We start from the raw sequence: 25,370 nt of genomic DNA on the forward strand, positions 1-25,370 counted from the left end.
GGAGAGAGACATGGCCGACGACACCGCGAGCATCATCAACGTCACCAACCTCTATGCGGTCGCGGTGGATTCGCACCGCTACGACCTGTTCGCGCGCGTGTTCAGCGAGGACATCCATTGCGACTTCGGTGGCGGACCCGGCGCGGCCTTCACCGACCTCGCGACCCTGCAGGCAGTGTTCAAGGACATCCACGCGGTGTTCTCGGCCACGCAGCACATGGTTCAGGGTCACGCGGTCACGGTAAGCGGCGATGAGGCGCATTGCTTCAGCTACGTCTCGGCACGCTTCCGTCGCGGGCTCGAGGATGGCGAGGGAGTGTTCGAATCGACCGGCTGGTACGACGATGTGCTCGTCCGTACGGCTGGCGGCTGGCGTATCCGCGAACGCGTTTCGCGCATGGTCACCTATGGCGGCGACATCCGGGTGATGCAGGCGATGCCCGGCGTCGATACCAACTACACCTTGCTGTCGCTGGCCGAAGAGGCCGCGGGCGGCCGGATCAAGTTCCTGTCGCAGGTTTAGGGGAGGGTTTGCTTCAGGGAGGCGTGTCGGGCGTAGCCCCGCCCTACCCTTCGTCGTCACCCTGAACTTGTTTCAGGGTCCATCGTGCCGGAGGCGCAGCGGATGCCGGCAACACCAGGCGGCGCGGTTTCGCTGCCGAACAGAGCTTCGGTGGCAGCGGAGAAAGGGACCCTGAAACAAGTTCAGGGTGACGGGATCGGTGTTGAGGGCGAGGCCGGGCGGGAAGGCCCGGCGAGCCTCCCTCCCCCGCAGGGGAGGAAGGCTCGCCGCAGGATCAGAAGTTGATGTTGGCGTTCACGCCGAAGTAGCGATCGTTGTCGCGCGGGACGAAGCGCGAGACGCCCGCGACCGAACCATAGGCGAGGAACGGCGAATAGTGCTTGTTCGCGATGTTCTTGACGACGCCGCGGATTTCCCAGCTGTCTTCGCTCGCCAGCGCGATCGACGCGTTCCAGATGCCGTAGGCGGGCTGGATCGTGTCGGGCGTCTGGGTGATCGAATACTGGGTGTCGTCCTTCCAGCTGAAGTCGGTCTGCAGCTCGAGGTTCAGGCTCTCGGTCAGCGGGAAGCGATAGGCGCCGTCGATGTTGAACTTCCACTTGGGCGCGAAGGGCAGCGGCTGGCCGTTGACGAAGGCCTGGCCGCTGGCATTGGCGCAGCCGACGGCCGTGGCCGGACAGCGGAATTCGTCGATCTTCGCATCGTTGTAGGCGAAGGCGCCGGTCAGGCGCAGGCCCTCGACCGGGCGCAGCGTCACGTCACCCTCGACACCGCGCGACGAGACGTCGCCGGCGTTGATCAGGCGCGTGACCAGCGAGCCCAGGAAGGTGTCCTGGAAGTTCGCCTGGAAGCCCTTGAACTTGGTGTAGTAGCCCGCGAGGCTGAAGCTGCCCACGCCGCCCGCGAAGCTGCCCTTGATGCCGGCCTCGAAGCTGTCGGTCGTCTCGGGTGACAGCGGCGTCACGTCGAAGGCCTGCATGTTGAAGAACACGTTGTAGGCCGGACCCTTGTAGCCGCGCGAATAGGTCGCATAGGCGTTCAGGCGATCGGTCAGGTCGTACTGCAGGCCGGCACGCAGGCTGTAGTCGGTGCGGTCGGTATTGCCCGCGCTGGCGAAGTTCGGGCGGATGCCCGGAACGCCCGTGGCCGTGTCGGCGACGCGAGCATGGGTGTACTCGAGCTCGTCGCGGATCAGGCGGCCGCCCAGGATGCCGCGGAAGCTGTCGGTGAAGTTGATGTTGGCTTCGCCGAACACCGAGTAGTTGCGCAGCTTGGTGCGATAGCGTGCCGTGCCCGTGTTGTTGACCGGCACGCCGGCGAGCAGCTGGGTCACGTCGCGGCGATAGACCTCGTTGGCGGTGGTCTGGAAATAGTAGAGCCCGACGACGTAGTCGATCAGTCCGCCCTTGGGCGAGGTCAGGCGCAGCTCCTGGCTGAACTGCTCGGAATCGACCGTGCCGAAGTCCTCGCCGCGGGTGATGCCGGCGGCCAGGGTGCCGGTCGAATCCCAGTCCTGGTGCTGGTCGTTGTTCCACCAGCGATAGGCGGTGATCGAGGTCAGGCGGTGCTCGCCGAGACCGGCTTCGATCGTCAGCGAGACGCCGCCGTTCTTGTCGCGCACATCGGCGTCGAACGAGGGCGAAACGCGGGTGTTGTTCGGGCCGGCGACGATGCCTTCGGCTGCAAGCACGCCCGCAAGCGCAGCGTTCGGCGTGATCGCGCCGCTCGGGAAGGCGACGCGCTGGGTCGAGGCGAAGACGCCGGTGGGCACGTCCTCGAAGGTATAGCTGTAGTCGCCCGAAAGCGTGACCGACACGTCGGGCGAGGCTTCCCAGAGCAGCTTGCCGCGAATGCCGCGGCGCTTGTAGCCGTTGACGTCGTCACCGGTCTTGATGTTGCGGACATTGCCGTCGAAGCCGGCGATCAGGCCCGCAAGGTTGAGGTAGAGACCTTCGGCGAGCGGCGCCGAGGCGCTCAGCTTCACGCGGTATTCGTCACCCTCATAGTAGCCGAGCTGGGCGTTGAACGCGAGGTCCTTGGCCGGCGGGCGCGAGACGATGTTGATGACGCCGGCCGAGGCGTTCTTGCCGAACAGCGTACCCTGCGGGCCGCGCAGCACTTCGATGCGCTCGACGTCGAGCAGGTCGAGCGTGCCCTGGCCCGGGCGTGCCAGCACGACGCCGTCGATGACCGTCGCGACCGAAGGCTCGACGCCGGGCGAGGTCGTGATCGTGCCGACGCCGCGGATGAAGGTCGAGCGGTCCTTGTTCGACGCGCCGGCGCGGAAATCGAGCGTCGGCACCGAGCGGGCGATGTCCTGGACGGTGTTCTGCGCGCGGGCGGCGAGGTCGTCGCCCGACAGCGCGGTGATCGCGATCGGCACGTCGGTCAGCGATTCGGTGCGGAAGCGCGCGGTCACGACGATCTCGCCGTCGGCGGGGGCGTCGGCGGCTTCCTCGGCGAAAGCGGGCGCGGCGAAGCTGACGGCCACGGCGCTTGCCAGCAGCAGGCGGCGAGCGGTTGCAATGCGGTTCATCTGTTTCCTCCCTGGATGATGCCTCTTGAGGGGCGCTAATACTCTATCGATTTAGTAGGGAAATACAGTTTCGCTTTAGGGGTACATGGTTGCGCTATCGCTGTTGCCGTTCTGCCACGGGTTCACCGTGCCAGCATCCGCAGCAGCTCTTCGGGAAACGGCGCAAGGCCGGGTCCGCCGGCATCGCGCAGCACGTTCCGCTCGCCCGCATCGCGCGGCAGCGGGATCTGCAGGCCGCCGGTTTCCTCGAGCGCATCGAACAGCTTGGCGTTGAGGCGTTCGGCGATCGCCTCGTGCCCCGGCGAGAAGATCAGGTTGTTCGATTCAAGCGGATCTTCCTGGAGGTCGTAGAGCTCGTCGATGTCCCAGACGCCGTGGAAGTGGATGTACTTCCAGCGGTCCTCGCGGATGGCATGGACGGTCGGCGTCTGCGGGAAATTGCGCTCCCAGTAGTATTCGTAGAGCAGCCAGTCGCGCCACGGAACGTCCTCGCCGCGCAGCAGCGGCGCGACGTCCTGGCCTTCCATCCAGTCCGGCGCCTCGAGCCCGGCGACGCCGAGCAGCCAGGGGGCCACGTCGAGATTGGCGACGACCTGGTCGACCTGCACCCCCGCGCCGAACAGCGCCGGGCAGCGCGCCAGCATTGGAATGCGCATCGATTCCTCATAGGCGGTGCGCTTGTCGATCAGCCCGTGCTCGCCGAACATGAAGCCGTTGTCGCCCATGTAGAGGATCAGCGTGTCATCGAGCTCGCCGCGCTCCTCGAGGTGCGCCATGATCCGGCCGATGCCTTCGTCGACGGCGAGGAAGGTTTCCATGTAGCGCTTGTAGTAATCGCCGATGTCGAGATTGGCGTGATAGGCGAAGTCGACCCCGTGCCACGAATTGCGCTGGTTCTCGACCCACATCGGCCGCCCGGGCGCGCCCGCGGCCATCGTCTCGGGATAGCGGAACGTACCGTCGGAGAACTTCCCCTCGTGCCGCGGCGCCGGATAGAACTCGGCGTGGACCGCCTTGTGCGCGAGGAACAGCATGAACGGCTTTTCGCGGTCGCGGCTCTCGAGCCAGTCCATCGCGAAGTCGTTGAGCACGTCGGTCAGGTAGCCGTCCTGCTCGATGCGTTCGCCGTCGACGTTGAGCCCGTCGCCGTTGGGCCAGTAGTCGCCCTGGCCCTTGAAGCTGATCCAGCGATTGAAGCCCGGCTGCGGATCGTCGCCTTCGAGGCCCATGTGCCACTTGCCGATGAAAGCGGTCTCGTAGCCCGCGGCCTGGAGGTATTCTGGAAAGAATACCAAGCCGGGCGCGATCGCGTGGTTGTTGTCGACCACCTTGTGCTGGTGCGCGTAGAGCCCGGTGAAGATCGTCGCGCGGCTGGGTGAACAGAGCGCCGTGGTGACGAAGGCGTTGCGGAAATGCGCGCCCTCACGCGCCAGGCGATCGAGCTGCGGCGTCTCGATGAAGTCCTGCGTGCCCATGAAGCCCATCGCGTCGTAGCGGTGGTCGTCGGTCAGGATCACCACGATGTTGCGCGGCTTCTTGCCGTTGCGCGGCAGGGCGAGGTCGCCCGTGCGCGTCTCGAACATGGGCTCGGCGGGGATCGTGAAGGCGGCGTGCGGTTCGCCGGGCCCGGTGGCGGCGAGGAGGACGCCCTGCTTCTTGTCGGTCATCAGTGTCCTCCCGCCAAGGCCGGGGCACTCCCCGGCTCGGCCCGGCGGATGCGCGGCATGAGCAGCTGGATCCAGCCGAGCGCCAGCAGGTACGATACCGCGGCGAAAGCGAACAGCGGCGAATAGCCGAGCCCGGCGCTGAGCACCAAGCCGGCGATCTTGGCGATGGCCATGCCGCCGAGGTTGCCGCAGAAGGCGCCGAAGGCGGTGACGCGGCCGACCTTGGCCTGCGGCGTCACGTCGGAGATCACCGCGAACAGCGTGGTCGAGAAGCCCTGGTGCCCGGCCAGCGCCAGCGCCAGGATCAGGGTCGCCTGCCAGACCTCCTGCGCCTGGAGTGCGAAGGGGATCGGCACGACGACCAGCGCCGATACCAGCATCGTGCCCTTGCGCACGCGGTCGAGCGGCAGTCCGCGCACCAAGAGGCGCGTGGCGAGGCCGCCGGCGATCACGGAGCCGATCGCCGCGCCCGTGTAGGCGATGGCCAGCGGCGGCCCGAGCGCCGTGCCCGAAAGTCCGAACTGGCGGTTGAAGAAGTCGGGCATCCAGAACAGCATCAGCCACCAGGTCGAATCCGACAGCACCTTGGCCACGGCGATGCCCCAGGTGCGGCGGTCGCGGACGATCGGGCCATAGTCGGGAGCCGCGTCTTCGTCGGCCTCGGGCATGGTGCGCGCCTGTACCGGCGGCGCATCGAACTTGAGCCCGCGCGTCGCGATCAACCAGGCCGCGGCCCAGACGAAGCCGAGCAGGCCGGCGATGACGAAGGCCGCGCGCCAGCCGTAGAGCGCGGCGAGCAGCGGGATGCCGAGCGGCGCAAGGATCGCGCCGACCGAGCCTACCGCGTTCGACAGGCCGAAGGCGAAGGAGCGCAGATGCGGCGGGAAGATCGTCGCGATCGTCTTGATGCCCGTGGGCGTGCCCATCGCCTCGGTCGCGCCGAGCGCAGCGCGCACGACGATGAACTGGCCCATGGTGAAGGCCCAGGCATGCGCGATCGCGGCGATCGACCAGGTGACCACGCCGAGCGGGTTGGCCCATTTGACGCCGAGCTTGTCGGCGATCCAGCCGGTGAACAGGAAGGCGACCGCGGCCGAGCCCTGGAACCAGGCGGCGAGCGTGCCGTAGTCGTTGTCGCTCCAGCCGAGGTCGGCGGCGATCACCGGCTTGAGCACGGCGATGATCTGGCGATCGACGAGGTTGAGGATCGAGGCGGTCAGCGCCAGCGCGAACAGCAGCCAGCGGCGGCGGGGGGACAGGATCACGCGCTCTCTTCCTTCACGCAAAGGTGACCTGGCGGCCGTGCTGGATCAGCGGAATGGCGTTGCGCCGCAACTGCCGCGTGCCGGGATTGAGCATTACCTCGGGCGTGTATTGCGCCAGATAGACGCGGCGCGGGCGGTCGGTGCGGTTGCTGCCCGTGGCGTGGAGCGTGCGGCTGGAAAAGGCGACGATCGAGCCCGCGGGCACTTCGAGCGCGACGGCCTGGCTCTCGTCGACCTTGAGCGCGAGATCGTTGCTGCCCGCAAGCCGCTCGTGCGAGAGCACGCCGCCGCGGTGGGTGCCGGGCACGACGCGGACCGTGCCGTTGTCGAGCGTGGCGTCGTCGAGCGTGCACCAGCAGGTCAGATAGGGCGCGTGGTCGGCCGGGCCGCCGTTGCCGACGACATAGCCCGAATCCTGATGCCACGAGAATGGCATGCCGCCTTCGGGGCCTTTGACGACATACTGGTCGAAGAAGAAGTAGGCGGTGTCGCCCAGGGTCGCGCGGCAGACCTCGGCCATCGTCTCGCTGAACAGCATCTGCCGCAACCGCGGCTCCTCGCGCTGGCACTCGTTGGCGAAATAGCGCTTGCCGCGGTGGGTGATGCCCAGCGTGTCCACGCCCGCCGCGTCCATCCGCGCATCTTCGCGCGTGACGAAATCGTCGCAGCATTCGCGCAGCAGGTCGAGCAGGTTACCCGTCAGCACGCTCTCGAATACGGCATAGCCCAGTTCGTCGAACTGGCGGCTCTGGCTTGCGAAACCCATTCCTCGTCCCTCGGTCGGCATGGCGCCGGCATGAGAGCTTCTTGTCTTGAATGTCAACTATACTAGTTGAGTATCATTCGCGCGCGACCGGCCCTCTCTGCGCAATAGTGCACCGATCTGCGGGGAAATCCAGAGCCTAGCCCAGCGGCCCATGATCGAGTTTCGGCAGGACGTGGCGGGCGAACAGGTCCGCCTCGGCCGCGTGGGGATAGCCCGAGAGGATGAAGGCTTCGATCCCCTCGGCCCGATAGGCGTTCAGCTTGGCCAGGACCTGGTCGGGATTGCCCACGATCGCCGCGCCGCAGCCCGAGCGGGCGCGGCCGATGCCGGTCCACAGGTTGTCCTCGACGAAGCCATCGCCACCTGCCGCCTCGCGCAGCTGCGCCTGGCGCGCGACGCCGGCCGACTGGCTGTCGAGCGACCGGGCGCGGATCGCGCGGCCGATCTCGTCGTCGAGCTTCGAGAGCAGGCGGTCGGCGGCGATCCGCGCCTCCTCCTCGGTCTCACGCACGACGACATGCGCGCGGTAGCCGAAGCGCAAGGTGCGGCCTTCGCGCGCGGCGCGGGCGCGCAGGTCGGCGATGATCTCGCGCACCGCGGGCATCGTGTCGGGCCACATCAGGTAGACGTCGGCGCCCTTGGCCGCGGCCTCGCGCGCGTCTTCGGAAAGCCCGCCGAAGTAGAACTGCGGGCTGCGGCCCGAGACCGTCGTCAGCCGCGGCGGATCGAGCTTGAGCTTCCAGAACTCGCCCTGGTGATCGAGCGAGCGGCCGTCGAGCAGTTCGCGCAGGATGTGCATCGCCTCGACCGTGCGCGCATAGCGCGGGCCGGAGGCCAGGGTCTCGCCGGGCATCTCGCTCGAGATGATGTTGATCGCCAGGCGACCTCCAAGCATTTGATCGATCGTCGCGATCTGGCGCGCGAGCTGAGGCGGCCAGCTTTCACCGACACGCACAGCCATCAGCAGGCGGATGCGCTTGACCAGGCCCGCGATCGCCGCGGCGAAGGCCGTGGTGTCGATGCCCAGGGCATAGCCCGAAGGCAGCAGGATATTGTCGAAGCCCGCGCTGTCGGCCTGGAGCACGATGTCGCGGCAATGCTCCCAGCTCGACTGGAGCATGGGATCGGGTTGCCCGAGGAATTCGTAGTCGTCGTCGCAGAGCGCCGAGAACCAGGAGACTTCGCAGGGCGGCAGCGGGGCGTTCACGGCAAGCGTTCTCCGGTCGAGGCCTGGAGCACCTCGTACCATTCGGCGCGGGTCCACTCGACCTTGAAGGCATCGGCAGCCTCGCGGATGCGCTCGGGCTGCTGGCTGCCGACGATCGGGATCGGTCGCGCCGGATGGGCCAGGACCCAGGCGTAGGCCGCGGCAGCCTTGGCCACGCCGGTCTCCTGCGCCTTGTGCTCGATCAAGGCGGTGACCGGGCCGGGCAGGCTGATCCGACCGCCGCCGAGCGTCGACCAGGCGAGCACCGAGGCGCCGAGCGCCTGGGCCTGGTCGAGCACGCCGTCCCAGACGGGGGCGCTGTGCCAGGGCGAGAACTCGGGCTGAACGCTTGCGAGCGGGAAGGGCAGGTGGGTCTGCAGCGCCGCGACCTGGCCGGCGGTGAAGTTCGACACGCCGACCGCGCGGACCTTGCCGCTCTCGACCATGCGCGCCAGCGTCTTCGCCAGATCCTCGGGGTGCGTCAGGATGTCGGGCCGGTGCACCTGCCAGAGATCGACGTGATCGAGCTTCATCCGCCGCAGCGAGGCGTCGAGCGCGGACTCGAGATAAGCGGCGCTGCTGTCATAGGGCACGCCGGGGACGATGCCGCCCTTGGTGGCGATGACCATCTGCTTGCCGAGCCCCGGCGCCTCGGCCAGGACCTCGCCGAACAGTTCCTCGGCCGAACCGAAGCCGGGGCCGTCGATGCCGTAGATGTCGGCCGTGTCGAACAGGGTGATGCCGATCTCCAGCGCCGCCTCGATGCGCGCGCGGGCCGTGGCGACATCGACGCCGGCGAAGCGCCACATGCCCCAGGCGATGGGCGAAACGGAAATCCCGCTCTTGCCGAGCGGCACGGGTTCGGGTGTAGGGGCTGTCATACCCCACCTATTGGCACAGGGCTCATGGCACAGACAATCCGTTACGGCATCCTCGGCACCGGCATGATGGGATGCGAGCACATCCGCAATATCAGGCTGATTCCGGGCGCAGAGATCACCGCGATCGCGGATCCGGTCGAGGCCTCGCTGGGCTGGGCAGCAGAGTCGCTTGGCGATTCCCGCCCCGCCAGCTTCCGCAATGCCGAGGAACTTGCCGCGAAGGGCGAGATCGACGCGGTCGTCGTCGCCTCGCCCAACTTCACCCATCGGTCGGTGCTCGAACCGCTGTTCGACGCGGGCGTGGCGATCCTCTGCGAGAAGCCGCTGGCGACGACGGTCGCGGATGCGCGCTGGGTGGTCGAGAAGGCGGAAGCGTCGAAAGCCCCTTTCTGGACGGGCATGGAATACCGCTACATGCCGCCGATGGCGCGCTTCGTCGAACAGGTCCACGGCGGCCGGATCGGCAAGCTGCAGATGCTCTCGATCCGCGAGCACCGCTTTCCCTTCTTGCCCAAGGTCGGCGACTGGAACCGTTTCTCGCGCAACACCGGCGGGACGATGGTCGAGAAGTGCTGCCACTTCTTCGACCTCATGCGCCTGATCGTGCGCAGCGAGGCCGTGCGCGTGTTCTGCTCGGGCGCGATGGACGTGAACCATCTCGAGGAGCGCTACGACGGGCAGGTGCCCGACATCATCGACAACTCCTACACCGTCGTCGATTTCGCCGACGGCACCCGCGCGCTGCTCGACCTCTGCATGTTCGCCGATGGCGCGGAGCACCAGGAAGAGGTCTCGGCCACGGGCGACGCGGCGCGGCTCGACGTGCTGATCCCGCCGGGCGAACTGGTCTTCAGCCCGCGCGTCGGCTTCCGTGCCGACAAGGCCGTGGTGCGCGAAATGGTCGAGGTCGACGAGGCGGCGATGACCGCGGGCTCGCACCACGGCGCGACGTTCCACCAGCACGAGGCCTTCGCCCGCGCCGTCCGCGGCGAGGGGCCGGTCGAGGTCACCGCGCGCGACGGCCTGATGGCCGTGGCGATCGGCGCGGCGGCCGAGATCAGCGCGCGCGAGAAGCGCGTCGTCGAGATGAAGGAACTGCTGGGCTGAGGTCCTTCTATTGACGGCAGCCTTGGGACGGCATGCGTCGCGCCTGCAACGTTTTGTTACGATGGATTGCCGCGACAGCAATCCGGGGCGGGGTACCGCGAAACATACAGCCCGAAAACGGGCGTTCGCAGGAGTATGCCGTTTGAAAACCGCCTTGCTGCCCCTTGGGCTCGCTATCGGGCTGGCCATGCCAGTCGTTGCGAACGCCCAGGTTGCCCACCAGGTCTCGGTCGTCCACCAGGGACATGCCGTGGCGATTTCCTATGAGCCGAAGATCGAGACCAAGCTGCGCCAAATCGGGCTCGGTCCGCGTTCGTCGCCGGCCTGCATGTGGTCGAGCAGAATCTCGGTTCAGCGCACCGCGATGGGTCTCGACGGTCGGCCGATCGCCGCGCTGTCCCGCGCAATCCCGGGAGGCAAGGCCCGCTCGGGCCAGCGCGCCGGTCATTGCAATAATCTGTCCGAGCGCGAGCGGGCGCGTCTCGCGGGAACGACCGAAGCGTTGCGCGCGCGGGTGATCGCCGCGGCAGAGCGGGACGACCATGGCCTGCGCACCGAACTGGCTAGCCTGGAAGCGCTGGGCACCCGCGATTCGCACGCGCGCTGACGTCCGGACTGGCGGCACTTTGCAACATGCGCGGTCGGATTTGCCGAAGCGGGAACTTGTTGCGGGCCGTGGAGACTTGGCGGGGCGCGTTGCCAGCGCGAACCGGCGTAAGGTAGATTGCAGCCAGGGCCGGCAAGGCCTATCTGGCGTCAGAAGCGAGTTAGCCATTATCCGATGACTGCACCCTCCATCGTCTTGGTCGAGGACGACCCGCCCCTCCGTAATCTCACTGCTCGCGCGCTTCGCGAGCATGGCTATGCCGTACGCGCCGTCGCCACCGGTGCCGAGATGTGGGTGGTGCTCGAGAACGAGCCGGCGGATCTGCTCGTGCTCGACATCATGCTGCCCGGCACCAACGGCGTCGATCTGCTGCGTCGGCTGCGTCAGACCAGCGACGTGCCGGTGATCTTCGTCAGCGCTCGTGGTGCCGAGGAAGATCGCGTCGTCGGGCTTGAGCTGGGTGCCGACGACTATCTGGCGAAACCGTTCTCCACGCGCGAGCTGATCGCGCGGATTGGTGCCGTGCTGCGCCGCCGCGGTGGCGAAGTGATTGCCGGCAAGCCCTCTTCGAACAACGAGCTCAGCTTCGAGGGCTGGCGCTTGTCGCCCGCGCGGCGCGAGCTGCGATCGCCCAGCGGCGCCATCGTCGACCTGACCGGCGCCGAGTTCGACCTGCTCAGCGTGTTCCTGGGGCAGCCGCAGCGTGTGATCGGTCGGGAACGGCTGATCGAGCTATCGCGCACGCGACTGGCCGACAGCTCCGACCGCAGTGTCGACGTGCTGGTCAGCCGCCTGCGCCGCAAGCTTTCGACGGCCGATCAGCCTGCGCCGATCAAGACCGTGCGCGGCGTCGGCTATATCTTCGCGGCCGAGGTCAACCGACTTTGAGGATCTGGCAGCGCGTCGGTCTGGGCGGGCGCCTGCTGGCGATCGTCCTGGTCGTCGTGCTGATCGACTTCCTCGTCAATTCGGTCCTTTTCGAGCGCGCGCGCCTGTTCATGCTGCGCGAGGACGAGACGGCCTGGATGGCCGAGCATGTCGTCATCGCGCACCGCGTGCTCGATCGCGCGCCGCTCGACGAACGCAAGCTCGTGGCGCGCGAGCTCAGCACCGAACGCTTCATAATCACCTGGTCGCGCTATCGTCCGTCTCCGCCCAATGCCATCGAGCTTTCGACCTTGCACCGACAGATGCTCTCGGCCGAGCCCGACCTGCGCGGCGTCGATCTGCATTTGCGGCTGATGCCTCTGTCGCATGGGGGCAACATCGGGGGGTCTTCGACCCTGCACGACGGCTCGATGATGAACTTCCGCTTCCACGGTCAGGCGCCGTGGTCGCTCAATTTCGGACGGCTCGTCGGCATGGCGCTGCCCTCGGCGCTGCTTTTACTGCTGGCCTGGCTGCTCTTCAGGTTGATGCTGCGCCCGTTGCGCGCGCTCGTGAAGGCGACATCGGAGGTCGGCGCCGCCAATCCCCAGCCGCTGGCCGAGAACGGCGAAGGCGAGGTGTTGCACCTGATCCGCGCGTTCAACGCCATGCAAGAGCGCATTCACCAGTTGCTGGCCAGCGGTTCGCAGACGCTGCTGGCGATCGGCCACGACCTGCGCACGCCGCTTGCCCGGCTGCAATTGCGGATCGACGAGGCCGAGGTCAGTGCCGAACTGCGGCGCGAGATCGGGCAGGATATCGACGAGATGCGCGACCTTCTCCAGTCGCTGCAGACCTACGTCGAATCGGGTCGAGACGGCGGCCCGCTCGAACGTATCGATATTGCCGTCACCGCGCAGACCCTGGTCGATAACGCGCAAGATCGCGGGGCCGAGGCAAGCTACCGCGGCCCCGACCATCTCGAGGTGCTGGCGCGACCCGTGGCGATACGTCGCGCGCTGTCGAACCTCGTGGAAAATTCGCTGGCCTATGCCGGCACCGTCCATGTCAGCCTCGCGGCCCTGGACGGAGAACTCGTGATTGCGGTCGAGGACGATGGTCCGGGAATCCCCGAGGCGCGCATGCAGGAAGTCCTGCGTCCTTTCATCCGGCTCGACGACGCGCGTTCCCGCAACACGGCCGGCATGGGGTTGGGGCTGCCGATCGTTGACCGCCTAATCGCCGCCGAGGGCGGAACCCTGCACCTTGCCAACAAACCGGCCGGAGGCCTGAAGGTGACGATCCGGCTTCCGCTTGCGATCGGCTGACGGCTCATGCCGCAGTGCAACAATTCCTTACAAAGCGAACCAACTCAGGAAAACTCGACTCTCTAGCTTGCGACGATCAGCGGCCCTTGCGCCGCGATTTTGTTTCTAAGCGAGAGGTAACAACCGTGAACGAGTTGATCGGCCGGGTCTTCAGTTTCGAGAAGACCATCTTTCCCGATAGCGGCGAGCTCTTCGCCAAGCTGTCGAGCCAAGGCCAGACGCCCAAGGCCTTGATGATCTCCTGCGCCGACTCGCGCATCGTCCCCGAGCAGATCCTCCAGGCCCAGCCGGGTGACCTGTTCGTCTGCCGCAACGCTGGCAACATCGTCCCGCCCTATGCGACGATGAACGGCGGCGTCTCCTCGACCGTCGAATATGCCGTCATGGCGCTCGGCGTGCGCGACATCATCGTCTGCGGCCATTCGGGCTGCGGCGCGATGGCGGCGGTGGCCAACCCCGTCGGTCTCGACGCCATGCCCAATGTCGCCGCCTGGCTGCGCCATTCGAACGCGGCGCAGAAAGTCGTCGACGACGGCTATCCCCACCTCGAAGGCGAGGATCGCGTTCGCGCGATGACGCTCGAGAACGTCGTCGCCCAGCTCAATCACCTGCGCACGCACCCGTCGGTCGCCTCGGGCGTCGCGCGCGGCGAAATCTCGCTGCACGGTTGGTACGTCGATATCCACGCCGGTCAGGTGCTCGGTCTCGACGGCCAGACCGGCCAGTTCGTGCCGCTGCGCGAGAATGATCCGCTGCCCGTCGCGCTGCCGGCGCAGAGCCGGATTTGGGACCAGGCGGAGGCCGCCGAATGACGACCGCGGCTCGCACCGGTCCCTTCGCGCATTTCGCTAGCGACTTCACGGCGTCGATCGTCGTGTTCCTCGTCGCCATGCCGCTGTGCATGGGGATCGCGGTGGCTTCGGGCGTGCCTCCCGAAATGGGGCTCGTCACCGGTATCATCGGTGGCATCATCGTCGGCTTCTTTGCCGGCTCCCCCCTGCAGGTCAGCGGCCCGGCCGCTGGCCTCGCGGTCATCGTGTTCGAATTCGTCCGTGAGCACGGCATCGCCGCGCTCGGACCGATGCTCGTCGTTGCCGGCGTGATCCAGCTCGTTGCGGGCATGCTCAGGATGGGCGGCCTGTTCCGATCGATCTCGCCGGCCGTGGTTCACGGCATGCTTGCGGGTATCGGCGCGTTGATCGTCGTGGGCCAGTTCCACACGCTGTTCGACGCCAAGCCGATGTCGAGCGGGCTCGAGAACCTGGCGGCCATGCCCGGCCGTGTCCTCGGTCTGTCGCTCGACGTGCAGGCGACCGAACTGGCGCTGGCCATCGGTCTGCTGACAATCGTCGTCATGCTCGGCTGGGAGAAGCTGCGCCCGGCTTCGCTGAAGCTGGTGCCCGGCGCGCTGCTCGGCGTTATGGCCGCGACGCTGGTCGCCTTCGGTCTCGGCCTCGACGTCGCGCGCGTCACCGTACCCGAATCGATCGGGGCCGCGTTCAGCGTTCCCGGCGACAGCTTCCTCGGGTTTCTGGCTTCGCCGGCGATCCTGATTGCCGCAATCGCCGTGGCCTTCATCGCCAGCGCCGAAACGCTGCTTTCGGCCGCCGCGGTCGATCGCATGCACGACGGCGTGCGCACCGACTACAACAAGGAACTGCGCGCGCAGGGGATCGGCAACTTCCTTTGCGGCGTGCTTGGTGGCCTGCCGATGACGGGCGTCATCGTCCGCTCCTCGGCCAACGTTCAGGCGGGGGCACAGACGCGGCTGTCGACGATCCTGCACGGCGCCTGGATTCTCGGTTTCGTCGCGCTTCTGCCTTGGCTGCTGCGCGAGATCCCGATGGCTGCGCTCGGCGGCGTGCTCGTCGTCACCGGCTGGCGCCTGGTCAGCCTCGACCACGTGAAGCACCTGCTCCAGGTTCATGGCCGTCTGCCGGCGATGATCTGGGCGGTGACCTTCGTGCTCGTCGTCGCGACCGACCTGCTGACGGGCGTGCTCGTAGGCCTGGCGCTCTCGCTGATCGAGCTGCTGCCCTTCTACCGCAACCTCAAGCTGAAGGTGGAGCAGAAGGACCACGAGGACGTCACCCATGTCGATCTCGGCGGTGCTGCGACCTTCCTCAGCCTGACGCGACTGAACTCCGTGCTCGAAGCGCTGCCCGACAACCGCTCGGTCAAGCTGGGTCTCGATGGCCTGCACGGGATGGATCACACCACCGCGCAGACGCTCAGCGAGTGGCTCGGCCGCCGCAAGAAGCGTGGCGTCCCCGTCGAAGTGACGGGTTCGTCGGAGATCATGCGGCCACTTGCCTTGGCGCATTGATCGAGGCTCCAGGGTCGAGAGGCCACTGGAATTGAGCAAGGGATCGTGATTTGATGCTGTCGTCCCCCGTCAGCGAAAGTCACGGTCCCTTGTCACATTATCTCAATGCCTTTCCGGTCACCGAACGCTGGCCGGCGCAGTATCCGGACCGGCTCCAGCTCTATTCGCTGCCCACGCCCAACGGCGTGAAGGTCTCGATCATGCTCGAAGAGATCGAGTTGCCCTACGAAGTCCACAAGATCGACTTCGGCCAGGGCGACCAGCGCAGCGACGCCTTCCTCAGCCTCAATCCCAACGGCAAGATCCCGGCGATCCTCGATCCCGACGGCCCGGGCGGTCGCCCGCTGCCGCTGTTCGAGAGCGGGGCGATCCTGCACTATCTGGCCGAGAAGACCGGCAAGCTGCTGCCCGCCGATCCGGCCGAGCGCTGGCACGTCAGCCAGTGGGTCTATTTCCAGGTCGGCCATGTCGGCCCGATGTTCGGCCAGCTCGGCTTCTTCAACAAGTTCGACGGACGCCTCTGGGAGGACAAGCGTCCGCTCCAGCGCTATGTCGACGAGAGCAAGCGCATCCTTGGCGTGATGGACACGCATCTGACGGGCCGCGAGTGGTTCGTCGGCGATGCCTTCTCGATCGCCGACGTTTCGATGCTCGGTTGGGTACGCAACCTGATCGGCTTCTACGAGGCCGGCGATCTCGTCGGCTTCGACAGCTTCGCCGCGGTCAAGGCCTGGCTCGAACGCGGCCTCGCGCGTCCGGCCGTGCAGCGCGGGTTGGCGATTCCGTGATTTCCTCAGTCGCTCCCTCTGCAGGGGGAGCGACTGACCTCACCTCAGTCCCGCCATCGCCTGGCGGTAGAGCAGGACGGTCAGCCCCGCGAACAGCACCACGCCACCGCCGAGCGCGAAGGGTGTGAAGTCCGCGCCGACCAGCGCCAGCGGGCTGTCGCTGCCGCTGCCCGCGACCACGCCGGCGAAGGCCACGCCCCAGAGGCTGTCGCCGACGATCATGCCCGTCGCGGTCAGCACGCCGATGCGCTTGGCCAGTTCGGGATCCTGACGGCGATCGGCCCAGCGGTCGTAGTACCAGCCGAGCACGGCGCCGATCACCACGGGCAGGATCACCGCCATCGGCAGGTAGATACCGATGCCCACGGCGAGCGGGGGCAGGCGGACGAGGCCGCGCTTGCCGAGCAACTCGTCGAGCGCGACGAACCCGACACCCGCCAGCGCGCCGTACCCCAGCATCGGCCAGTTGAGATCGCCGCCGAGCACGCCTTTGGCGAGTGCCGAGATCAGTCCGGCCTGCGGGGCGGAGAGCGCGTTCGGTCCGGCGCCGGGCGCGCCGGCAAAGCCGAAGGCGGTGTTGAGCAGGTCGAGCACCGGCGGAATGATCAGGCTGCCGAAGACCACGCCGATGACCAGCGCGAGCTGCTGCTTCCATGGCGTCGCGCCGACGAGCTGGCCGGTCTTGAGATCCTGCAGGTTGTCGTTGGCGATCGTCGCGACGCCGAAGACCACGCCGGTGACGATCAGCGCATAGGCGATCAGCGCCTGGGTGGTGTCCGCATCGTTGTCGCGGCCGAAGAGTCCTGCGAGCATCAGCGAGGCGGCGAGCACGGCCAAGATGCCGATCGCCGAGACCGGCGAATTCGACGAACCGATGAGCCCGGCCATGTAACCGCAGACCGCGGCGACGAGCAGGCCGACCACCACCACGAAGACCAGCGCGCCGCCGAGCAGCAGCGCGGTCGCGCCCGCCAGCGGGCCACCCGTGATCACGCTCCACAGCAGCCAGGCGATCGGCAGCAGCATGGCCAGCGAACCGCCGATGACGACGCCGATGGGCATGTCACGCTCCTCGATCGCCAGAACTTCGCCGCCATGACGCGCGCGACTGGCGGCAAAGGCAGAGCGGATACCGCCGACCACCGGCCCGGCGATGCGGATCAGCGCCCAGATCGCGGCGACGCCGATCACGCCGGCACCGAAGAAGCGCACGTCGGCGCGGAACACGGTGTTCGCCCAGACCTCGACCTCACCCGATGATCCGATGGCCATCGGCTGGTTCGCGGTGAGGATCGGCAGCAGCACCCACCAGCCGGTGATCAGCCCGACGAGCTGCGCGAGACCGACCGAGATGCCGACGAGATGACCGACGCCGAGCAGTGCGAAAGACAGTCCGCCGGCAATGCCCGTGGCGCCCGCACCGGCGCGGAACCAGGTCGCCGCCTCGGCCGCGACCAGCTTGGTCTGGGTCAGGATCGCGAAGCCGGCCGAAGCGAGGCTCGACCAGACCAGCGCGCGCAGGCCTTTGGCGCTTTCCTCGGCGCCGGCGCGACTGTCCGAACCGACCTGCAGCACTTCGGCGGCGGCGCGGCCCTCGGGATAGGGGAGGTCCGAATCGATCACGAGCGCGCGACGCAGCGGCACCGAGAAGAACACGCCGAGCGCGCCGCCGAGCGCGGTGATCGCCGCCGTGGTGACATAGGGAAAGCCCTGCCACCAGCCGATCATGATCAACCCTGGCAGGACGAATATGATCGAGGCGATCGTCCCCGCCGCGCTGGCGATGGTCTGGACGATGTTGTTCTCGAGGATGTTCGAGCCGGGCAGGTAGCGCAGCACCGCCATCGAGATCACCGCAGCCGGGATCGAGGTGGCGAAGGTCAGTCCGACCTTGAGGCCCAGATAGACGTTGGCGGCGGTGAACAGTAGCGTGATCACGCCGCCGAGCACGATGCCGCGCAGCGTCAGTTCCGCAAGCGGCTTGGATGCCTTGCTGGCCATGTGTTCGAATGCTCCCGTATGCCCGCCGGCGCTGTATGACGGGTGTTGTCATACAGAGCTTCTGTCGGCGGGCATACGGGGTGTTTACAGCAGTGTCAGAAAGCAGGGGGCGGGCCCGTATCGGCCGACCAGCGCCAGGCCTCAGTCGAAATCGATGCTGACATGCGGGATATCGCCCTCGATGGCGCCCTGCGGCGTCCGGTAGTCGGTCACCGTCACACCAAGATCGCGCCCGATGTCGAGCGTTTCCCCATTGCCCGAGGGCATCAGGAAGCTGGTAGGCAGCTTGATCTCGCCGAGATCGCGTTCCCCGGCGCTCAAGGTGACCGTGGCCGGGCCGCCCATCATCTTGGTGGCGAAACGCAAGCGCAGCTTGCTCGCGCCTTGGGGCAAGGCGCTTTCGGCGCGGAGCTGGCTGATCTCGCGCGGATCGGTCGAGCGGGCCCAGGTGAAGGTCGGATGTCCCTGGTCGAGGTGAAGACTCCACCCGCCGAACTTGCTGCCCAGCGCCAGCACCACGCCCGAGGCGGCGGCGCTGTCGAGCTTCAGGTCCGCGTCGATCGTGAAGCTGCGCGCGATCAGCAAGGGGCCGTTGCCGATCGCCGGAAGCGTCACGTCCTTGCCCCAGAAGTCGTAATGCTTGGCGCCCGGTCGCAGCGCGGCAACAGCGCGCGCCTTGGCGAAGCGATGATCGAGCGGATAGACGCTGTTCTTCTCGGCCTCCTGCCTCCACAGGTCGAGCATCTGCTGAAGCCGCGCCGGCTCCTTCGCCGCCAGGTCTGTCGACTGCGAGAAATCCTTGGTCAGGTCGTAGAGCGACCAGGCGATCTTCGGCCGCACGCCGCCCGGGGGCAGGTTTTCCCAGGCCAGGCGGCCGTCGTCGCCCGAGAGGAACCAGCCGTCGTGATAGAGGCCGATCTTGCCGCCGATCTCGAAATACTGGGTGCGCGGCTTGGCGCTGTCGCAGGCCGCCAGGCTGGGTAGCAGACTCTGTCCGTCGAACGGCTTCTGCGCCACGCCATAGACGCTCTGCGGCGCGGGTAGCTTCGCCGCGTCGAGAATCGTCGGGGCGAGATCGTTGAGATGGGCGAACTGACCACAGAACCCGCCCGGCTTTGCGGTATGCCCCTGCCACGACAGGATCATGCCGTTGCGGATGCCGCCGAGCATCGAGGCATATTGCTTGGTCCAGCGCAGCGGCGTGTTCATCGCCCAGGTCCAGCCCGCCGGATAGCTTTCGTAGGTGTCGGGCCCGCCGAGCTTGTCGATATTGGCTTCGAGCCAGGCCTGGTCCTCGTCGTGATTGCCCATCGAGCGCAGTTCGTTGATCGTGCCCTTGGGGCCGGCTTCGGCGCTCGCGCCGTTGTCGCCGAGCATCAGCGCGACCACGGTATTGTCGAGCTGGCCCATGCGCTGCAATTCGTCGAGCACGCGGCCGATCTGTTCGTCCTGATAAACGAGCTGCGCCGCCGCCACTTCCATCGTTCGTGCCGCGAAGGCCTTCTGCCCAGGCGTCAGGCTGTCCCAGGCCGGAACCTCGGTCGGGCGATCGGTCAGCTTCGTGCCGCGTGGGACCACGCCGGCACCGACCTGACGGCGGAAAGTCTGCGTGCGCAGCGCGTCCCAGCCCTGATCGAACTTGCCTTTGAAGCGCGCGATATATTCGGGCGGGGCCTGGTGCGGCGCGTGGGTGGAGCCGGGGGCGAGATAGACGAGAAACGGCTTGTCGGGGGCATTGGCCTTCTGGTTGTGAACCCAGTGGATGATGTCGTCCGCCAGCCGCTTGTCGAGCAGTTCGCCCTTGGCGTCCTCACCCTCGACCCGCTGGTTGCCGCGATAGAGGATCGGTGAATACTGGTCGCTGTCGCCCCAGGGGAAGCCATAGAAATATTCGAAGCCCAGCCCGGTAGGCCAAGTGTCGAACGGTCCGGCTGCGCTGCGTTCGCCCGACGGGACATTGTGATGCTTGCCGAACATCGCGGTGTTGTAGCCGTTGAGGCGCAGGACCTGTGCGATCGTCGCGGTCTCGGGCAGGATGCGCCCCTGATAGCCGGGGAAGGGCGAGGGCACGTCGGTCAACCAGCCGACCCCGGCGTTGTGGTGGTTGCGTCCGGTCAGTAGAGCGGCGCGGCTGGGGGAGCAGATACCCGTGGTGTGGAAGCGGTTGTAGCGCTGGCCCTGCGCGGCCAGCTTCTCGAAATTGGGCGTGGGCACGGGTCCGCCGAAAGCGCTCGACATGGCGAAGCCGACGTCGTCGCTCATCATCAGGAAGACGTTGGGTGCGCCTTGCGGTGCGCGCACGGGTGTCTGCGGCGTGCCTTTGGCATCGGCGATGTTCTCCGCGATCGTGCCGGCGAATGGAGTGGCGGCCACGGGAAGAACCCTGCGCTCGACGCTTTGCGCATTCACTGAAGCCGGGACCACGGCGGCCGATGCCATGGCCGTGGCCGCCAACAGAAACCCGAACTGCCGCTTCATCGCTGAACCCCTTTGATTATGGAGCGCGGCAGATAGGGCTCGCGAAAACATGCTGTCCAATGCATATCAAGGATCCTTTCTATGCATCGTGGGAATGCAAATGGATATTACCCGTCTGCGCCACATCGTTGCGGTCGCGCGCAACCAGAGCTTTTCACGCGCAGCCGAGGAAGAAGGGATCACCCAGCCCGCGCTCAGCCGCTCGATCGCCGCCTTCGAACAGCGCCACGGCGTGGTCCTGTTCGACCGCGGCCGTGGCGGCGCGCATCCGACCGCGGTGGGGCTGGCCGTCATCGAGCGTGCGCAGGCGCTGCTTGCTGCTGCCGGCGATCTCGAACGCAGTCTCCGGCGTTATCCGGGGGGCGAAGTCTCGCGGGTCGCCTTCGGTCTCGGCCCCCTGCTCACCGGCCTGATGCTGCCGCGGCTGGCGGCCTCGCTGCTCGGTGCCTATCCGGGCATCCAGATCAAGACGCTGGTGGGCACGTCGGATCAACTCGTGTCCGAATTGCTCGGCGATCGCATCGAGATGATCCTCGGCAACAATTGGAACCTGGGGCGTGTCGCGGGAACCGAGGTCGAGAAGCTCGGCAAACTCAAGGTCGCGGTCATGGCTCGCGGCGATCATCCGCTGGCGAGGGTGCGGCGGATCGATGCGGCCGCGATCGAGGCCTACCCGATCGCCAGCGCGGTCGAATTGCCGAGCGGCGGGATCAGCGGCCAGGCGGGCGGCTTCGTCTGCAGCAATTTCCACGCGCTGCGCGAAACGGTCCTGCGCAGCGATTGCATATGGGTATGTTCGCCGGCCTTCGTCGCAGAGGATCTGCGCGAGGGACGGATGGCTATGCTCGACGTGGCGGACATCGCACCGACCGATAGCGACATCTGTCTCGTGCTCAAACGTGGCCGCACGCGCTCGGCCGCAGCGGTGGCCGTCGCGGCCGAAGTTCGTGCCATGCTGGTGGAAGTGGCGACGACGACAATCTGATTCGCAATTCGCCAATTCGAATCATCTTTCGCCTGGTGATTCGAAGCGATCGCAAGCCATGACCGTGGGATTGGTGCAACAGTCGCGGTGGCAATCGATATCGCGCGCGGAATATAGCGCGATATGCCCGTCAAGAACTGTGGCTACATAGGGCATAGAGCCTCGGCCGCGCAGTCACTCTTCGTCAGTCGAGCCGGTGCCGCATGCCCTCACGGCAGCGGCGCGACGGGAGATTGGCGGAAAAGCCTGGGGTAGGGGTTGCCCATCGCGGGGCGGGCAGCGCCGCTCAACTGCATTGCGGTCCTCGCCGCCCCTAGCAGCGAGGTTCTTTCGAGCTGCCATTCAATGCAAGCGGTCGTGTCAATTCTTAACGTTCCGGCAGCCTTTTAGCGGCGAACCCGAGGCGCTTGGTTAACGGGATCGTTAACCAGCACGAATCATGACCCACCCGTTTCCGACGAAACAGACGACAAAACGGGGGTATCTGTGAAGGCTTTTCATCTTCTTCTGACCATTGCGCCGATCGCGCTCGCCACGCCCGCATGGGCCGACGCGGCAGCCGAGACCGCAGAGCAAAACGCAGCCGCGCAGGAAGCGCCGGCTCCGGTGCAGCCGCAGCGCGAGGTCTTCAGCACGGGCGTCGCCAAGGGCCGCGACATTCTCGATTCCGCGATCTCGACCAGCTCGATCCGCGAAAGCCAGGTCCAGAAGCTTTCGGCACGCTCGCTGGCGGAGATCTTCCACAACATCGCCGGCGTCCGCTCGGAAGTGTCGAACGGTGAGATCAACAACAACGTCACCGTCCGCGGCCTGCCGATGGCTTCGACCGGCGCCAAGTTCCTCCAGCTCCAGGAAGACGGCCTGCCCGTCGTCGAATTCGGCGACATGATCACCGGCGGCGCCGACCAGTTCATGCGCGTCGATCTCAACCTCGCCCAGGTCGAGGCGATCCGCGGCGGGTCGGCTTCGACCTTCGCTTCGAACTCGCCGGCCGGCATCATCAACCTGATGTCGAAGACCGGTGACGTCGAGGGTGGCTCGCTCATGCTGTCGACGGGGGTCGACTATCGCGAATATCGGGCCGACTTCGATTACGGCGGCCGGATCAGCGACACGTTGCGCTATCACATCGGCGGCTTCTACCGTCAGGGCGAAGGTCCGCGTAAGGTCGGCTATGACGCGGTCCGCGGCGGCCAGCTCAAGTTCAACATCACCAAGGAATTCACCGGCGGCCACATCCGCCTCTACGGCAAGTACCTCGACGATCGCACGCCGGTCTATCTGCCTGCGCCGATGTCGCTGACGGGTACGAACGCGGATCCGAAGTTCGGCGCGCTGGCCGGTTTCGACAACAACAAGGACACGCTGCTGTCGCGCTACCACACGAGCAACCTGACGCTCGATGGCGGCAACAACGTCGTCGTCAACGACCTGCGCGACTATGCGCGGTCCAAGGTCCGCTCGGTCGGCCTCGAGGCGCAGTTCGAAGTGGCCGATTGGACCATCACCGAGCGCTTCCGCTATTCGAAGATCTCGGGCAACTACGGCGGCGTCTATCCGGCGGTCACCAATTCGGCGGCCACCGTGGCCAGCATCTTCGGCGGCCCCGGCGCGACGCTGCGCTACGCCAGCGGTCCGAACAAGGGCCAGGCGATCACCGCCGCGGCAAACATCAACGGCAACGGGCTGATCGCCGCGTTGATGACCAGCGACATCACGCTCAAGAGCTTCGACAACGCCACCAACGACATCCGCGCCAGCCGCGTGTGGAAGCTGGGCGAGGGCGAACTGACCTCGACCGCCGGCTTCTACAAGTCGCGCCAGTCGGTCGAGAACTATTCGACTGCCAACTCGCTGCTGTCCGACGTGCGCGGTGACGGTAAGGCAGCGCTCGTCGACATTTCGACCGCGACCGGCGTGCCGCTTAGCGAGAACGGCTACTACACCTTCGACGGAACGTTCTTCGGCACCTACCAGCGCCGCGGCATCAACGTCGACTATGATACCAATGCCGCTTTCGGCTCGCTGAACTACAAGATCGGCGCGCTCGCGATCGGCGGCAGTCTGCGTTACGACTTCGGCGGCGCCAACGGCTTCGTCCAGAGCTACAAGCTCACCAACAATCCGGGCTCGTTCACCAAGGACATGAACGGCGACGGCGTGATCTCGGCGCCGGAGCGCAAGGTCGGCTTCCTGCCCGTGGGCAATCCCTCGCCGGTCGACTACACCTACAACTACCTGTCCTATTCGGTGGGTGTGAACTATCGCGTCGCGGAGCCTTTCGCGGTCTTCGCCCGTTATAGCCGCGGCGCTCGCGCCAATACGGATCGTCTGCTGTTCAGCACTGCGATCAACGCCAACGACGGCAGCCTGGCCAATCGCGAGGCGCTGATCGACTACGTCAAGCAGGCCGAGGCCGGTTTCAAGTATCGCACGGCGAACTTCACCCTCAACGGCACCGCGTTCCTCGCCAACACGCTCGAGCACAACAGCTACTTCGGCCCGACGATCGACCGCAAGTACAAGGCCTATGGCCTCGAGCTCGAGAGCAGCTTCCGTTCGGGTATCTTCAGCGTGACCGCGGGCGCGACCTACACCAAGGCCGAGATCACCAACGACAAGCTCGATCCGACCGTGATCGGGAACAAGCCGGTGGGCTCGCCTTCGCTGTTCGGCTACGTCACGCCCGAGATCTCGACCGACCTGTTCAGCATCGGCGCGAACTTCTACGGCATCTCGAGCCGCTACGCCTCGGATACCAATCTGCTGAAGATGCCGGGCTACGTGCTCGTCAATCCCTTCGTCCAGCTGCGGCCGGTCAAGGACCTGACGGTGTCGCTCAACGTCAACAACCTCTTCGACGCCAAGGGCATCACCACGGTCTCGGCCGCGACGATCCCTGCCAATGCCATCGGCACGGGGACCGTGATCAACGGCCGTACCATCTCGGCTTCGGTCCGCTTCGACTTCTAGGCCACGATAGCGAGAGAGGACATCGGCCTGGTCTTCTGAAGACCGGCCGGTTCCTCGTGGCGCCCGCGATCTCCTGCGAGATCGCGGGCCTTCGCGTTCTGCCCTGGCGGAAATCCACGCGAAGGCCTGTGTTACAAAGTATTCGGAACGGATTGACGTTGACTGTTTTGTCAGTAGACCAGGTAAATCCAAAATGGAGATAATTAGCATGGCCGAAGACATCGCCGACAACAGTCTTCTCGAATTCGCGACCGAACTGACGATTGCGTGGCTCGCCAATCCGAACACCCGCGCTTCGGCTGACGAAGTTCCGGCGTTTCTCCGGACGATGCATGATGCCGTGACGGGGCTTGCCGCCGGTGCCGCTTCCACAGAACAGGTCGAGCCAGCGCCTGAATTCACGCCTGCCGTTTCAGTGCGCCGTTCGCTCGCGTCGAAGGATCATCTGATCTCGATGATCGACGGCAAGCCCTACAAGACCTTGAAGCGTCACTTGTCGACCCACGGTCTGACGCCCGCGCAGTATCGCGAGCGCTACGGTCTCAAGGCGGACTACCCGATGGTGGCCGAAAACTATGCCGCGATGCGTCGGGGGCTCGCGAAGAAGATCGGACTGGGGCGCAAGCCTGGGGCCAAGGTCGCGGCAAAGTCGAACGATGCCGCCGGCAGCGACGCCGCGCCCAAGCGTCGCGGACCGCGCGCGAAGAATGCCGACTGACGTCGACTGCGATTGTCGCGTTATCTGCGGGCCCCGTTTCGGGGCCCGTTTTTTTTGGCCTGGGCGGGCGTGGCAAAGCGGCCCCCTGCCATCCGCGCGCGGCGTGACGCTTGCGACTGTCTTGCGATGCCGCCGTGGGGCCTCGATCGATGCGCGCGGACGAAACGGGCGTGTCGCGTTCCGAAACGCGGCGGTCGATCTCCAAGGGAGAGCTCCATCGAGCCACGCCCGGTGGACGCTCATGCGGGCTTGTGCGGTAGCGAGCTGCCCAGGCCCCTGAAGCTGGGCGCTTCGAGCGCCTGTCACAGAGATTGCGTGGGACTGTAATAAAATTTCGAAAAATGTTC

At 66.4% G+C, this 25,370-nt stretch carries 19 protein-coding genes; 11 read left to right on the top strand and 8 right to left on the bottom strand.

What is annotated here, in order from left to right; translation table 11 throughout:
* Positions 1-10 precede the first annotated feature (10 nt).
* Positions 11-523: a nuclear transport factor 2 family protein gene (locus tag WG901_RS13930; protein ID WP_339587673.1), complete on the top strand. Its 513-nt coding sequence runs from the start codon at positions 11-13 to the stop codon at positions 521-523.
* 274 nt (positions 524-797) lie between these two features.
* Here the strand turns inward: WG901_RS13930 and WG901_RS13935 are convergent, their stop codons facing one another.
* From WG901_RS13935 to WG901_RS13960, 6 genes are all read right to left on the bottom strand, one after another.
* The gene (locus WG901_RS13935; RefSeq protein ID WP_339587674.1) at positions 798-3,059 is read right to left on the bottom strand and encodes a TonB-dependent receptor; all 2,262 of its coding nucleotides are present in this window, start codon (positions 3,057-3,059) and stop codon (positions 798-800) included.
* 122 nt (positions 3,060-3,181) lie between these two features.
* Positions 3,182-4,726, bottom strand: coding sequence for a sulfatase family protein (locus tag WG901_RS13940; RefSeq protein WP_339587675.1), 1,545 nt, complete (start codon positions 4,724-4,726; stop codon positions 3,182-3,184).
* Complete coding sequence (locus tag WG901_RS13945; RefSeq protein WP_339587676.1) at positions 4,726-5,991, bottom strand: MFS transporter; 1,266 nt, start codon at positions 5,989-5,991, stop codon at positions 4,726-4,728. The genes WG901_RS13940 and WG901_RS13945 overlap by 1 nt, the downstream gene beginning before the upstream one ends.
* Before the next feature lie 13 nt (positions 5,992-6,004).
* A complete protein-coding gene (locus WG901_RS13950) occupies positions 6,005-6,757 on the bottom strand; it encodes a phytanoyl-CoA dioxygenase family protein (RefSeq protein ID WP_339587677.1) in 753 nt (250 codons plus the stop codon).
* Between the two features lie 136 nt (positions 6,758-6,893).
* Positions 6,894-7,964, bottom strand: coding sequence for an LLM class flavin-dependent oxidoreductase (locus WG901_RS13955; protein WP_339587678.1), 1,071 nt, complete (start codon positions 7,962-7,964; stop codon positions 6,894-6,896).
* On the bottom strand, positions 7,961-8,845 hold the full coding sequence (locus WG901_RS13960) for an aldo/keto reductase (protein ID WP_339587679.1): 885 nt from the start codon (positions 8,843-8,845) through the stop codon (positions 7,961-7,963). The genes WG901_RS13955 and WG901_RS13960 overlap by 4 nt, the downstream gene beginning before the upstream one ends.
* A gap of 24 nt (positions 8,846-8,869) precedes the next feature.
* Between WG901_RS13960 and WG901_RS13965 the strand changes: the two genes are divergently transcribed.
* From WG901_RS13965 to WG901_RS13995, 7 genes are all read left to right on the top strand, one after another.
* Complete coding sequence (locus WG901_RS13965) at positions 8,870-9,952, top strand: Gfo/Idh/MocA family protein (protein WP_339587680.1); 1,083 nt, start codon at positions 8,870-8,872, stop codon at positions 9,950-9,952.
* A gap of 187 nt (positions 9,953-10,139) precedes the next feature.
* The gene (locus WG901_RS13970) at positions 10,140-10,559 is read left to right on the top strand and encodes a hypothetical protein (protein ID WP_339587681.1); all 420 of its coding nucleotides are present in this window, start codon (positions 10,140-10,142) and stop codon (positions 10,557-10,559) included.
* A 174-nt stretch (positions 10,560-10,733) separates the two neighbouring features.
* On the top strand, positions 10,734-11,447 hold the full coding sequence (locus WG901_RS13975; RefSeq protein ID WP_339587682.1) for a response regulator: 714 nt from the start codon (positions 10,734-10,736) through the stop codon (positions 11,445-11,447).
* On the top strand, positions 11,444-12,754 hold the full coding sequence (locus WG901_RS13980) for an ATP-binding protein (RefSeq protein WP_339587683.1): 1,311 nt from the start codon (positions 11,444-11,446) through the stop codon (positions 12,752-12,754). Before WG901_RS13975 ends, WG901_RS13980 begins: the two co-directional genes overlap by 4 nt.
* A 125-nt stretch (positions 12,755-12,879) precedes the next feature.
* Entirely contained in the window at positions 12,880-13,566 is a 687-nt protein-coding gene (locus WG901_RS13985; protein WP_339587684.1) for a carbonic anhydrase, read from the top strand.
* A complete protein-coding gene (locus tag WG901_RS13990; RefSeq protein WP_339587685.1) occupies positions 13,563-15,080 on the top strand; it encodes a SulP family inorganic anion transporter in 1,518 nt (505 codons plus the stop codon). The genes WG901_RS13985 and WG901_RS13990 overlap by 4 nt, the downstream gene beginning before the upstream one ends.
* Before the next feature lie 53 nt (positions 15,081-15,133).
* A complete protein-coding gene (locus WG901_RS13995; RefSeq protein ID WP_339587686.1) occupies positions 15,134-15,868 on the top strand; it encodes a glutathione S-transferase family protein in 735 nt (244 codons plus the stop codon).
* Between the two features lie 39 nt (positions 15,869-15,907).
* Here WG901_RS13995 and WG901_RS14000 read toward each other — a convergent pair whose 3' ends face one another.
* Together WG901_RS14000 and WG901_RS14005 are read right to left on the bottom strand one after the other, a co-directional pair.
* Positions 15,908-17,869 carry an OPT family oligopeptide transporter gene (locus WG901_RS14000; RefSeq protein WP_339587687.1) on the bottom strand — a complete coding sequence of 654 codons (1,962 nt, stop codon included), beginning with the start codon at positions 17,867-17,869 and terminating at the stop codon, positions 15,908-15,910.
* A gap of 141 nt (positions 17,870-18,010) precedes the next feature.
* Entirely contained in the window at positions 18,011-20,242 is a 2,232-nt protein-coding gene (locus tag WG901_RS14005; RefSeq protein ID WP_339587688.1) for an arylsulfatase, read from the bottom strand.
* Between the two features lie 205 nt (positions 20,243-20,447).
* Between WG901_RS14005 and WG901_RS14010 the strand changes: the two genes are divergently transcribed.
* The 3 genes from WG901_RS14010 to WG901_RS14020 all read left to right on the top strand — a co-directional run bounded on the left by WG901_RS14010 (position 20,448) and on the right by WG901_RS14020 (position 25,023).
* A complete protein-coding gene (locus WG901_RS14010) occupies positions 20,448-21,332 on the top strand; it encodes a LysR family transcriptional regulator (protein ID WP_339587689.1) in 885 nt (294 codons plus the stop codon).
* Between the two features lie 486 nt (positions 21,333-21,818).
* Complete coding sequence (locus WG901_RS14015) at positions 21,819-24,305, top strand: TonB-dependent receptor domain-containing protein (RefSeq protein WP_339587690.1); 2,487 nt, start codon at positions 21,819-21,821, stop codon at positions 24,303-24,305.
* A gap of 208 nt (positions 24,306-24,513) precedes the next feature.
* Entirely contained in the window at positions 24,514-25,023 is a 510-nt protein-coding gene (locus WG901_RS14020; RefSeq protein ID WP_339587691.1) for a Ros/MucR family transcriptional regulator, read from the top strand.
* Positions 25,024-25,370: the final 347 nt, after the last annotated feature.

The organism is Novosphingobium anseongense (genome assembly GCF_037482895.1).
GTDB lineage: Bacteria > Pseudomonadota > Alphaproteobacteria > Sphingomonadales > Sphingomonadaceae > Novosphingobium > Novosphingobium anseongense.